Source organism: Paenibacillus hemerocallicola (assembly GCF_006265175.1).
GTDB classification, from domain to species: Bacteria; Bacillota; Bacilli; order Paenibacillales; family NBRC-103111; genus Paenibacillus_AB; species Paenibacillus_AB hemerocallicola.
Map to the genome: position 1 here is coordinate 1 of NZ_VDCQ01000121.1, position 12,237 is coordinate 12,237.

General features: G+C 56.3%; 9 protein-coding genes. 3 read left to right on the forward strand and 6 right to left on the reverse strand.

What is annotated here, in order from left to right; translation table 11 throughout:
- Positions 1–107 precede the first annotated feature (107 nt).
- The gene (pdxR, locus tag FE784_RS39670) at positions 108–1,604 is read left to right on the forward strand and encodes a MocR-like pyridoxine biosynthesis transcription factor PdxR (protein WP_139607824.1); all 1,497 of its coding nucleotides are present in this window, start codon (positions 108–110) and stop codon (positions 1,602–1,604) included.
- Between the two features lie 743 nt (positions 1,605–2,347).
- On the opposite strand, the gene FE784_RS39675 is transcribed toward pdxR, so the two are convergent.
- The 3 genes from FE784_RS39675 to FE784_RS39685 all read right to left on the reverse strand — a co-directional run bounded on the left by FE784_RS39675 (position 2,348) and on the right by FE784_RS39685 (position 6,511).
- Positions 2,348–4,000, reverse strand: a complete 1,653-nt coding sequence (locus FE784_RS39675; RefSeq protein ID WP_139607825.1) for a sensor domain-containing diguanylate cyclase — start codon at positions 3,998–4,000, stop codon at positions 2,348–2,350.
- 27 nt (positions 4,001–4,027) lie between these two features.
- Positions 4,028–4,648 carry an NUDIX hydrolase gene (locus FE784_RS39680; RefSeq protein WP_139607826.1) on the reverse strand — a complete coding sequence of 207 codons (621 nt, stop codon included), beginning with the start codon at positions 4,646–4,648 and terminating at the stop codon, positions 4,028–4,030.
- A 90-nt stretch (positions 4,649–4,738) separates the two neighbouring features.
- Positions 4,739–6,511 carry a B12-binding domain-containing radical SAM protein gene (locus FE784_RS39685; RefSeq protein WP_139607827.1) on the reverse strand — a complete coding sequence of 591 codons (1,773 nt, stop codon included), beginning with the start codon at positions 6,509–6,511 and terminating at the stop codon, positions 4,739–4,741.
- Positions 6,512–6,804: 293 nt separating this feature from the next.
- On the opposite strand from FE784_RS39685, the gene FE784_RS39690 reads away from it, so the two are divergent.
- Both FE784_RS39690 and FE784_RS39695 read left to right on the forward strand, forming a co-directional pair.
- Positions 6,805–8,043, forward strand: coding sequence for an aminopeptidase (locus FE784_RS39690; protein ID WP_139607828.1), 1,239 nt, complete (start codon positions 6,805–6,807; stop codon positions 8,041–8,043).
- Between the two features lie 223 nt (positions 8,044–8,266).
- Positions 8,267–9,034, forward strand: coding sequence for a sugar phosphate isomerase/epimerase family protein (locus tag FE784_RS39695; RefSeq protein ID WP_246132394.1), 768 nt, complete (start codon positions 8,267–8,269; stop codon positions 9,032–9,034).
- Between the two features lie 64 nt (positions 9,035–9,098).
- On the opposite strand, the gene FE784_RS39700 is transcribed toward FE784_RS39695, so the two are convergent.
- From FE784_RS39700 to FE784_RS39710, 3 genes are all read right to left on the reverse strand, one after another.
- A complete protein-coding gene (locus FE784_RS39700) occupies positions 9,099–9,521 on the reverse strand; it encodes a hypothetical protein (RefSeq protein ID WP_139607829.1) in 423 nt (140 codons plus the stop codon).
- Between the two features lie 315 nt (positions 9,522–9,836).
- Entirely contained in the window at positions 9,837–10,970 is a 1,134-nt protein-coding gene (locus tag FE784_RS39705; RefSeq protein ID WP_139607830.1) for an ABC transporter permease, read from the reverse strand.
- On the reverse strand, positions 10,967–11,962 hold the full coding sequence (locus tag FE784_RS39710; RefSeq protein WP_139607831.1) for an ABC transporter ATP-binding protein: 996 nt from the start codon (positions 11,960–11,962) through the stop codon (positions 10,967–10,969). The genes FE784_RS39705 and FE784_RS39710 overlap by 4 nt, the downstream gene beginning before the upstream one ends.
- Positions 11,963–12,237 lie beyond the last annotated feature (275 nt).

Genomic DNA, 12,237 nt, shown 5'->3' on the forward strand with positions numbered 1-12,237 from the left:
ACCGGACGGAGCCGGCATTTGCCCCAAATGGCGCGATTCCGGCGGCTACAGCACGGCGAAGGTTTGTGCTATTACCTATGTCTTTCCTGGAAAGGGGAACTTCGACCATGGAGCTATTGCCCCTGTTGGACGCACAAAATGCCGAACCGTTGTACAGCCAGCTGTACCGCCACATCCGAGGGGAAATCGAAGCCGGACGGCTTCGTGCCGGATCGCGGCTGCCGTCCGTTCGCAAGCTGGCCGCCCATCTGGGCATCAGCCGGACACCGGTGGAGGACGCTTATCAGCAGCTGCTGGCCGAGGGCTATGCGGAGAGCAAGCCGCGCAGCGGAATTACGGTCGGGGCGTACGAGCCCGACTTCGGGCGCACTTCTCCAAGGGCGGTGACTGATCTGGCAAGAAAGGAGCGGGACATCGTTCCGCAATCCGCCTGTTATCATCCCCCGACGGCTTCAATCGATTCTGCACTGTCGGTCCATGCCGGAGAGAGGTCGGATCCGATCGACTTCTCGTACGGCGACGTCGATTTGAGCCATTTTCCGTTCCCTTTATGGAAAAAGCTGCTCGGCAGCTGCTTCCTGCCTGAACACCGGGACTTGTTCCGCTACGGGGATCCGCTCGGTGAAACCGGCTTCCGCGAGGCGTTGTCCGACTACGCCTACCGTGCCCGTGCCGTCGTCTGCCCTCCCGAAAGGATCGTCGTAGGCGCGGGTACCCACCATTCGACCGAGCAAATATGCCGTCTTCTGCAAAGAACGACATATAGCCCCGGGCATACAGCCTTTGCGGTAGAGCAATCGATGAGCGACGGCATTGCGGCCATTATGCGGCAGCACGGTTACACTTTGGCCCCGCTGCGTCTGGAGCCTGACGGCATCCGTATCGAAGATTTGTACGATTCCGGCGCAAGGATCGTCTATACGACGCCGTCGCACCAATTCCCCCACGGCATGGTCATGTCGATCGGCAAAAGGCGCCGGCTGCTGAATTGGGCGGCCGATGTCGGCGGTCTGATCGTCGAAGACGATTACGACGGGGAGTTTCGTTACGCCGGACTGCCCATTCCTTCGCTGCAAGGGCTGGACGCCGCGGCGAATTGCGTCGCTTATATGGGCACGTTCTCGCGCGCCCTTGCGCCCGCCTTCCGGCTCAGCTATGCCGCTTTGCCGCCCGCTCTGGCGGACGCGGCGAGAGCGGCGCTCCATCCGTTCGACCGGCTCGCCTCCCCGCTTCACCAGAAGACGTTGGAGCTGTTTATGACGGGCGGCCATATGCAGCGGCATATTCGCAAAATGCGCAGCGTCTACCAGCGCAAGATGGCCGCTCTGCTGGCCGCCGTCAAACGGCAGCTGGAGCCGCGCTTTCGTGTCAGCGGAGGCAGCGCCGGCCTGCATGTGCTGCTGGAGCCGACGGAAGGCGGCCGCGATGAAGCGCAGCTGATCCGGCTGGCCGACGAGGCGGGGGTCCGGGTGTATCCGGCGTCCGTATACCGGATCGTCCCCGAGCCTGGCGATGGTACAGCCGTACTGCTCGGCTTCGGCGGGCTCGACGAGCGGCAAATCGAGGAAGGCATACGGCGTCTGGCCTCGTCGTGGATCGGATAGTTTAATAGACCGTCCCACACGCTAGTAAATCAGCTCACTTGGGAGATCGTTCGTTTGGGTCAAAAATCGGAATGAAACTGGCGGTACTAGAAGTTAGCCCAGAGCCGCCATCTCTCGTTTCCAGCCTATGATTGCCTTCTTAAGCAGACTATGGGCAAGCCGAAAGCCATCCGGCACCGAGGCTCACTTTGGAGCAAGCCTCGTGGAAGAAAACGCCGGAATCCCCGATTATTCTTCGTCTGTCCAATACGCTTCCGGTTCGATCATCCGCCGAACGGACAAGGCATCCTTCTTCGCTGCGGAGCTTCCTCCGTACTTGCTGTTTGTAGTGCAGAAGTACGTGTATCGAACAATGGTGAAGACATGCGGCTTTTACGGTCGCTTGCGAGACCGCGAATCCATCAAAATAGCGGAACTAGCATATGCTATTGACACGAATACCGGTGCCGGCTGAAGAATAGCGGAAAACCGTTCCTCTATTGCGTTGCTCACGTTCATTTCCCCTCTCGAAAGATCGATATAACGGAAGCGTGTTCCGTTATCTTCAAGAGTGTGACGGAATTCGGGACAATAGCGGAATACAGTTCCTTTATTTACGGCAACGTGTTCCAGACACTCATCAAGAGGCCTCCATGCTGCATGCGGATTATACCGTCATTGTTTTTTTAATGAAAAAAAGGGCTATCCCTAGGTCAATTTATGACCTTCCGGGACAGCCTCTTTGCTTGTTTCGATTTGTCCGTTCAATTTCCCGGCTTTTCCCCGGGATCGTCGCACTCGACCCGGTTGCGTCCCCGATGCTTCGCCCGGTACAACGCTTTGTCGGCCCGTTCGATCATATCCTCCAGCGTATTCGTGCCGTATGTGCGCTGCGGGCTCGATTGCGCGACACCGATGCTCACGGTTATCGGTATTTCCCGCTCCTCATCCCGGTACGGCGAGTTGATGAACCAGGAGCGGATTCGTTCGGCCAGCTCCTTGCCCCGTGCCAGCTCGCAATTGGTGGCCAAAATGACGAACTCTTCACCGCCGTACCGGGCAGCCACGTCGGAATTGCGCACGCAGGCGATGAGCAGCCCCGCGGCGTGCTTCAATACCCGGTCCCCTACCAAATGGCCATACGTATCATTGATCTGCTTGAAGTAATCGACATCGACGAGCAGGATGCACGATGCGTTGCCGGCACGCGCCGCCGCTTCTTCGATTTTCGCTCCCTCGATCATGAGAAACCGGCGATTGTACACTTCCGTCAAATGGTCGATAACGGCGGATTCCTCCAACAGCTCCACCGTCGACCGCAATTTGTCCGACATAATGTTGAAGTTGTTCGAAAGCTCCTTCAGTTCCGTCGGCGCGGAGCGAATGATCGCCGGATCGATTCTGTGTCCGAATCGGCCCTCCCTTATGCGTTTCGTGCCGTCCAGCAGCAGTTTGAGCAGATCGCTTATTTGGCGGGTGAACAGCAATGCCGCGACATAACCCGCCATCAGGACCAGGGCGCTGACGAGCGACAATACGGCCAACAACCGATAGTACGGCTTATACACATCCCTTGTGCGGGTTTCGCCTACAAGCAGCCACTGGCCGTCGGCCGACCATGCGTACGCTCCGAATACGGAATCGCCGTCTCGGTTCGAGTATGCCTTCCAATCCTGCTTGCCCGATACCGCCCGTTCGTAAATTTCCGTCCGGTACGGTGCGCCGGTACGCGATGCGCCGGATGCATCCCGCTCCTTCGTAATCCGGTAGCCTTCCTTGTTCAGCAGGAACGTTTCGCCCCTCTCGCCGAACCGGAACTCGTTCACGATCATGTCGAGCGTCGCCATATCCACGGTTCCGATAACCGCCCCCGCGAACTTATCGGTCATGTCTCGGACGGGAGCGGTGAACGCCAATAACGATTTACCGGTTACGCGACCGTCAATAATGTCTGACACAAACGCCTTATTTTCCTTGGCCGCACGAAAATATTCGCGGTCGGATACGTCCGTATCGAGCGACTCCGTCATGCACAAGACGAGCTTTCCGTCCGCGTTCGCAAAGCTGATCGTATCGAAGTCGGTGTGCGTTGTTTGGAACAGGCGAAATTGACTCCCCAGTTCCGCGAAATTCAAAGAACGGGCGGCGGAGGTCCACGCCAAATAGTTGACGTCGGCCAGCCTTTCCGCTTTCCACTTGTCGATAAACAGACGCTGCAAATCGATCGCTTCCTGCATTGCGGCATGGATCTCCCTTTCCTTGATCACCTTGCCGAAGAGGGTCATGAACAGTACGACGAGCACACACATCGCCACAATCAGCACGCTGAGTAAAAGCCGAAGACGGCCTTTCAACGAGGAAACCCGCAAAATCCTGAACAGGTTCTGCATCCGGTCAACCCCACTTAAGTTTTGCAAGCTCAAAAAGCTCCACGATTCCAAGCGTCAGTCAAGCGTAACTTCCTTGCGGGGATCGCGCAAATAGTCGAACATAAGCCGGATTTGCGATTCCGTCGTCCGGTTCAAGGAAAGCTCCGGCAGCTCGTGCTCCCCGAAATAAGCGACGTCGGACGTCTCGAGGCCCGCAGTCGGGCTGCCTCCGGTTTGCTCGCACAAAATAAACAGCTTGTAAATATAATATGGCTCCGGCGGATGCGGATGACACTTTTTATCCAACGCCGCCAGCAGCTTCACCGCGCGCACGTCCAAGCCGGCTTCCTCGCGGATTTCCTTGACGGCCACTTCCTTCGGCGTATAGCCGATATCGGCCCATCCTCCGGGCAGCGTCCACTTTCCGTCCGCCTTTTCCCGGACCATCAATATGTTCCCGTCCTGAAATACGACCCCGCGCACGTCGACCTTCGGCGTAGGGTAGCCTTTCTCGGAGGCAAACAGCTCCTTCACGATCGGGTAAGGCTCGCCTGTCTGCTCGCGCATCATTTCGATGCTGATCTCCCTTAGTTCCTCGTACCGTTCCATGTCGTAGCCGTCTTTCGTATACGTCAATCCGGTCTGGGCGATCGCCTGGATGCGCTGCGCCCACTGCAGCCAGCGGTGCTCGTTCATCGTATATCCCTCTTTCCCGCTTCGAGTCACATTTGGTGGTGCAGTCGGAGGCTCTCCCAAAAATATTCGGAAATAGCTTCGCAGGCTTCATCACTGTTGGGGGTACAGTATCGTCGATTCCAGCTCCAGCGTGAAGTAGCGCGGACCGGCTCCGTCCGGCTCATAGACGACGGCCAGCAGCGTACTCCGGGAGCGGTCGACCGTCCCGTCCTCCTCGTATCGCGGCAAATCGAACGGAATCGTTTCTACCACGGCGTGCTTGTGCAGCTCTTTCTCCGACAGCCTGAGCGCGGCGAAGCCGGATGACACCCGGTCCGGACGATTCGCCAGCATGTGCATATAGGAAGCTTGCTCCGTCTTGTCGAGCGTAAAATCCCACCATATTTTGCGGGGCTTGTATTTATGGTTCATGAAATAATCGAGCTTCATCAGCCCTTCCGCCACATCCCGGTCGGCGGTACCGCGGTAAACGAGAAAGGCGTTCAGCCGCTCGAACAAATCCTCGAGCTGATGGCCGATCTTCTGCCACCCCCGCTCCTCCCAGTAATCGCCGAATTCCTGGAAGAAGTCGAATGCCGAACGAAACTGGCGGCCGATCAAATAACGGACGGTCCGGTCCATCCGGTGGGCGTTCCAATATTTCTCCAGCACGTCCTCCACCCGCTTGATGCGCATCAGATCGGAGAACGGCATAATCGCATTGCCCAATATTTCGTAGGGCGACGTATCCATATAAACATAGCCGTATTTGTCGGCGTCATGACGCAGCCCCGTACCGCGGAGCATTTTCAGAAATCCGAGCTGGAGCTCCTCCGGCCCGAGCGCGAACACGTCGTTAAACGTTTTGCGGAACGAATCGTAATCTTCCTCGGGCAGTCCGGCGATCAGGTCGAGATGCTGATCGATTTTGCCGCTTTCCTTCACCTTCGTGACGGTGCGCGTCAGCTTGGCAAAATTTTGACGACGCTTGACCAGCTCGTTTGTCGCATCGTTCGTCGACTGCACGCCGATCTCGAACCGGAAAACGCCCGCGGGCGCATGCTCGGCCAAATAGTCGAGCACCTCGGGGCGCATGATGTCGGCCGTAATCTCGAACTGAAAGACGCAGCCGCGGTGATTGTCGATCAGAAACCGGAATATTTCCATCGCGTATTCCCGCTTGATGTTGAACGTGCGGTCGACGAACTTGATCAGCTTCGCCCCGGACTCGATCAAATAGAGCAAATCCGCCTTCGTCCGTTCCATATCGAAATACCGCACCCCGACCTCGATGCTGGATAAGCAAAACTGGCAGCTGAACGGGCAGCCGCGGCTCGTCTCGAAATAGACGACCCGGTTCGGCAATGCGGGTACATCCTCCGCGAACCGGTGCGGCGACGGAATATCGTCCAGCGCAAGCTTCGGGCGTCCCGGGTTGATGCAGACGTCCCCCGTTCCGTTGCGGTAAGCCGCGCCGAACACGAAGTGGTACTTCCTCGCTCCCGACAGCTCCCGCAGCAGGTGAAGAAACGTCTCCTCCCCTTCGCCCATGACGATAAAGTCGACCTCCGGAATGCGCTTCATCCAATAATCGGTATCGTACGATACTTCCGGACCGCCTAGCACGATTTGCAGTTCCGGCTTGATTTTTTTCAGCATGCTTACGACGCGGATCGTCTCCTCGATGTTCCAGATGTAGCAGGAGAAGCCGATCACGTCCGGATTGCGCCGGAACAAATCGGATACGATGTTCATGACCGGGTCTTTGATCGTATATTCGGCCATATCGACTTCGAACTCGTCCCCGCAAAACGACTTCAAATAGCGCAGCGCGAGACAAGTATGAATGTATTTGGCGTTCAGAGAGGAAACGACGACTTTCATGGGTATATGACCTTCTTTATGTTGGGAGCGATCGTATCCGACATTCGCCGACTGGCGATAGGAGTACATGATAGTCGCACCAATTTAATAGTAGTTCTCATCCATTCATTGTACACGAAAACGGGGATTCAACAAAATAATCGCGCAACTTTTTCATTCGCGCCAAAGTTCCTTCATTCGACTTGCACCAAGCTGGGTCATCCATGAATTTGGAGCGGCAAGCGGTATAATGATATATTGGATACAATAACCTGTAAGCATAACCAAACTATCATTTCGGGAGGAACCTACATATGCCAACGGAGCGGGATTTGGAGAAGTATGCGGAGCTTGCCGTCCGCACGGGAATCAACGTGCAGCAGGGCCAGACGCTCGTAGTCAGCGCGCCCTTATCGGCGGTTGAATTGGTGCGCATTATCGTCACGAAAGCGTATGAAGCGGGTGCCAAAAACGTTCATGTGGAATGGAACGACGAACAGCTGACCCGAATCAAATACAAGCTGGCCCCGGACGAAGCGTTCACCGAGTACCCGATGTTCCGGGCTAAAGGCTGGGAGGAATTCGCCGAGAACGGCGCCGGCTTCCTGAGCATTTATTCGCCCAATCCGGATTTGCTGGACGGCATCGATCCGGGGCGCGTCGCCGCTGCGAGCAAAGCGGCCGCGATCGCGCTGCAGGGCTGGCGCGGCTATACGATGGCGCACCGGGTCGCCTGGTCGCTTATTTCTACGCCGACCGAGGAGTGGGCGGCCAAAATATTCCCTGATTTGCCGGCCCGCGAAGCCGTCGATAAGCTATGGGAGCATATTCTGAGAGCAACCCGCGTCGATCAGGACGATCCCGTACAGGCGTGGAAGGAGCACAACGCCCGTTTGGCGAAGACGGTCGACTATTTGAACCGCAAGCAATACCGGAAGCTCGTCTACCGCGCCGAAGGAACGGAGCTTGCCGTCGGAATGCCGGACAACCACGTGTGGCACGGCGGCTCGACCGAGAACGAGAAGGGCGTCACGTTCAATCCGAACATGCCGACCGAGGAAGTGTTCACGATGCCGCACAAGGACGGCGTGAGCGGCTTCGTTCGCAGCACCCGCCCGCTTAACCACGGGGGCAATTTGATCGACAACTTCACTCTGCGTTTCGAGAACGGAAAAGTCGTCGACTTTACCGCGGAGAAAGGCTACGATACGCTCAAGCTGCTGCTCGAAACCGACGAAGGGGCCGGGCGTCTCGGGGAAGTGGCGCTCGTGCCGCACCGATCGCCGATTTCGGATACGAACCTCATTTTCTACAATACGCTGTTCGACGAAAACGCCTCGTGCCATTTCGCCCTCGGCCGCGCTTATCCGACGACGATCCAAGGCGGCACGGACATGACGAAAGACCAATTAACGGAGAATGGCGCCAATGACAGCCTCGTTCACGTCGACTTCATGATGGGTGCGGCGGATCTGAACATCGACGGCATTACCGAAGACGGTGTCTCGGAGCCGATTTTCCGCCAAGGCAACTGGGCCATCGAGTTTTCTTGAGCTTATTGCAAAGCTGCTGCAGAAGGAGCCGCGCCGGCACTGGTGCGGCTTTTCGGCGTTCCCGCACACCGGATTCATACCCCGTATTTGCCGAAGCGATAAAATCATTCGGGAAAACATATGGTTCGGGAGTGAAGATTAAGGTATAATTAGCGACGAAAAACGACTTCGAACCAGTCATCCGATGCGGTCGGCCGCAAACTATTTCGGGGAGTTGGACCAGATGAAAATAGCTGCCCAGCTGTATACGCTGCGCGATTTTTTGAAAACGGAAGAGGATATTGCCGCTACGCTGCAAAAGGTTAAGGATATCGGCTACAACGCGGTACAAGTATCCGGACTCGGCCCGATCGGCGACGAGGCGCTGAAGACGATCGCGGATCGCGTAGGCGTTCACATTTGCGCCACGCACATTCCATTTGCCGATATGGTGGACAAGCTGGACGCGGTCATCGCCAAGCACAAGCTGTGGAATTGCAAATATGTAGGAATCGGCGGATTGCCGAACGAATATCGGACTAGCGCGGAAGGCTATGCGAATTTCGCCAAAATCGCCTCGGACGTATCGCGCAAGCTGAAAGAGGCCGGTCTGCAGTTCGTCTACCACAATCATGCGTTCGAATTCGCCAAATGGGACGGCAAATCGGGCATGGACATTTTGTTCGAGCAATCGGATGCAGGCGCATTCGGCTTCGAATTGGACGTGCACTGGGTTCATGCGGGCGGCGCCGATGCGGTTGGCTGGATACGCAAAGTAAACGGACGCATGCAGGTTGTCCATTTGAAGGACTTCACGGTTACGCCATCCGGCGAGCGGCAATTCGCCGAGATCGGGGAAGGCAACATGGACTTCGGAGCGATTTTGCAGGCGTGCGAAGAAACCGGCGTCGAGTGGGGAGCCGTCGAGCAGGACAATTGCTACGGCCGTGATCCGTTCGAAAGCTTGGCGATCAGCGCCCGCAATTTGAAAGCTCTCGGCGCTTCGTTTTAACGAAAACGGCGCAGATGCCGAACAGGAAGATTCGTACAAGCGATCTTCCTGTTTTTCTTTTGGCTTAAGGCTGGACGTGTACCGCTTCTTCGCCGACCAGCGGCATATGGTACAGCTCTTCCGGGAAAGTCTCCTCCGCCTTCGTGAGCTTTACCGCTCCAGACGCGAACGCATGCGCTCCGGACACGACGGCATTCCGCTGCATGTTAGCCAGCACGTCTTTCAATATCAGGGCAGGCAGCCGGTCGGAATCTTCCATACCGTACAGCGGCTGAACGCCTCCCAATTCATCCGTAACGTGCAGGGCGAACTGGGCTTCCTCCGCCGCTTTTCCCGGCTCCAGCCATTGGTAGGCTTCCCGGATCATTTGCTGCTCGACAAGCGCTTTCTGTTCTATATAAACGGCCGGGTTTTCGTCTGTCTCCGCAATAAGCTGCTTCAAACGTTTGCGCTCCTCCATCCATTTGGCGAGGCGGTACAAAATCATAGGTTCAACCACTCCCTTCGAATCTGACTTCATTGTAAAACCCGAACATTAAGCCTACATTAGCTGAGCATTAACTTTTTGTGACAATCCTGTAACATTGTAAGAATTCGATGAAAGGGACGGGCATGCTATGCGCCGCTTTCGTCACTAGTATGTCTCCCTGCAATGAAATTTATGTATGCGTTTTCTTGATGGTCGTCATTTTCGCCAGCCGTACGCAAAAAACAAGAAAAAACATGCCGTTTTTTCGCTCCGACAGCCGGATTTACCCGGCCAGAGTGAAATGAACAGCATGTTTTCCATTTCGTTACCCGTTCATTCCCACTTGAACAGATAGCTGGAAACGGCGAACGCTGCGATCATCCAACCGGCCAGCAGCGCCACCTCCGGCCACAGCGCGGACAGATCGGCCCCGACGTTCATCACCTGGCGCAACGCCGCCGTCAAATGGGAGATCGGCAGCAGCTTGACGATGGGCTGCATAAACTCCGGCATCTCCTTGATCGGGAAGAAGACTCCGCCCAGAAACAGCATCGGGTACGACACGAAGCCGGCGATCGGACCCGCACTCTCCGGCGTTTTGGCCAATGACGCGATAATAAAGCCCAGCGACATGAACGTAAGCGTTCCAAGCGCGACGAAAAGGAACAGCAGCCACCAGGCACCGTTGACCTGCGTGCCGAAGAACGTCGAGCCGACGACGACGACGATCAGCACCTGCAGGCTGTTCATGACGAGCCGGGCGGTAATCTGAGCGGCGATAAACGTAGCGGAGTTCAGCGTCGTGCTCTGCATCCTGCGGAGAATGCCGCGCTCCCTCCATGAAGCGATCTGCCCGGCGACGCCATTCAGGTTGTTGGACATGATCATCATCGCAATAATGCCGGGTATGAGGAAATCGATATATTTCAAATGAAGCGACTGCACCGCCGACGCATCTACGGTGACGACCGGCGTATAATTGGCAAGCTGCTTGCTCACGCCGTCGACGACTTGGGACAGCAATGTCAAGGCAAGCTGCGACGTCGTCATATTCGTCTCGTCGTAATAAGCTTTGACCGTGGCGATTTCCGGAGCGGTTTCAAATACCGGATCGACATACGTGCTCGTATCGTGCATGGAAAGCCGCTGCTGATACCCGTTCGGCACGACCACCACGATATGCCGGTCCCCCTGCTTCAGCTCCTTGAGCGCCTCTTCCTTATCGTACTGCTCCTGAAGGTCGATAACCGTATTCAGCTGCTGGAGAGAACGGATCAGTTGACGGGAGGCGGTGCTGTGATCCTCGTCGATGATCGCGCCGCTGAGCGAGATGCCGCTCCCGTTTCCGAGAAAAAAGCCGAGCATCCCGATAAAAAACACGGGAAACAGCAAGGACCAAAACAGCACCTGCCGGTTTCTCGCAAAAATGCGGAGCTGAGCGAGCGTTAGCTGCAAATAGGCTCTCAAGTTTCCCTCAAGCTCCTTCCCGTCATATGGATGAATACGTCCTCGAGCGTTGCCGAGCGGGTGCGCAAATCCGCGAACGGCAATCCGTTCGCATCGGCGACCGCTATCCAGTCCGTCAGCGTAGCCTGCAGCCGGTCGGTGTACAAGACGTACCATTCATTGCGCACATCCACCTGCTTCACCCCGCTGACGCCGCGCAGCAGCCCGATGATGCGATCCGTTTCCGCGCCGTCGGCCGTCCCCGCTTCCAGAAAAGGAAGCCTGAATTCGATAGCGCTTTCGGATTGCAGGCTCCGCACGAGCCGTTCGGGCGTATCGAGCGCGATTACTTTCCCCCGGTCCATCAAACAGATCCGGTCGCACAGCACATGCGCCTCATCCATATAGTGGGTGGACAGCACAATCGTTTTGTTGCGCGCCTTCAGATTCAGAATAATATCCCACAGCGTCCGCCGCGCTTGCGGATCGAGTCCGGTCGTCGGCTCGTCCAAAAATATCACCTGCGGATCGTTGACGAGCGCCAGCGCGATAGCCAGCCTTTGACGTTGGCCGCCCGACAAATGCTTGACCCGATCGTTTTTCTTCTCTTCCAAAATCATATCGTGCAGAAGCGGCTGGATCGGCACCGAGTACGGGTAGAAGCTCGCGTACATGCGCACGATTTCTTTTACCTTAAGCAAATCGAACAGCGACGTGGATTGCAGCTGAACGCCGATTACCTGCTTCACCTTTTTCAATTCCTTCTGCGTATCGTATCCGGCTACTACGGCCGACCCGGCATCGGGCCTCCGCAAGCCTTCTATCATTTCGAGCGTTGTCGTTTTTCCCGCACCGTTCGGCCCCAACAGGCCGAACACCTCGCCCCGGCGAACCTCGAAGCGGACATGATCGACGGCGGTAAAAGCTCCGTACCTTTTCACAAGCCCTTCTACCCGGATGACCGTCTCACCCCCGTCGGACCGGGCTTTCGCCCCGTTGACCGATTCGTTCATAAGTTCCCTCCCCCGCGATTGAACCTATTATATCATTGTTTGAGAGCTGTCGCATGGTAGGGCGAATTCGGGAGATTTGCGACTGTAAGACTACCGCAGCATATTTCGCAAACAGAAGTGTACGCACCCCGTAATCGGTGAAAGCTTGCCGCCATTTCGCGAGAGCGCGAATCCATAAATTAGCGGAACTGGCGTATGCTATTAACCCGAATACCAGTGCCCACAGCAAAATAACGGAAAACCTGGACCTCTGTCAAGAAAGTAGACACTCGATA

Bases quoted from the DNA above. Each gene is read 5' to 3' on its own strand.
- pdxR (WP_139607824.1), top strand. From the start codon at position 108: ATGGAGCTATTGCCCCTGTTGGACGCACAAAATGCCGAACCGTTGTAC.
- FE784_RS39680 (WP_139607826.1), bottom strand. From the start codon at position 4,648: ATGAACGAGCACCGCTGGCTGCAGTGGGCGCAGCGCATCCAGGCGATC.
- FE784_RS39685 (WP_139607827.1), bottom strand. From the start codon at position 6,511: ATGAAAGTCGTCGTTTCCTCTCTGAACGCCAAATACATTCATACTTGT.
- FE784_RS39690 (WP_139607828.1), top strand. From the start codon at position 6,805: ATGCCAACGGAGCGGGATTTGGAGAAGTATGCGGAGCTTGCCGTCCGC.
- FE784_RS39695 (WP_246132394.1), top strand. From the start codon at position 8,267: ATGAAAATAGCTGCCCAGCTGTATACGCTGCGCGATTTTTTGAAAACG.
- FE784_RS39700 (WP_139607829.1), bottom strand. From the start codon at position 9,521: ATGATTTTGTACCGCCTCGCCAAATGGATGGAGGAGCGCAAACGTTTG.
- FE784_RS39710 (WP_139607831.1), bottom strand. From the start codon at position 11,962: ATGAACGAATCGGTCAACGGGGCGAAAGCCCGGTCCGACGGGGGTGAG.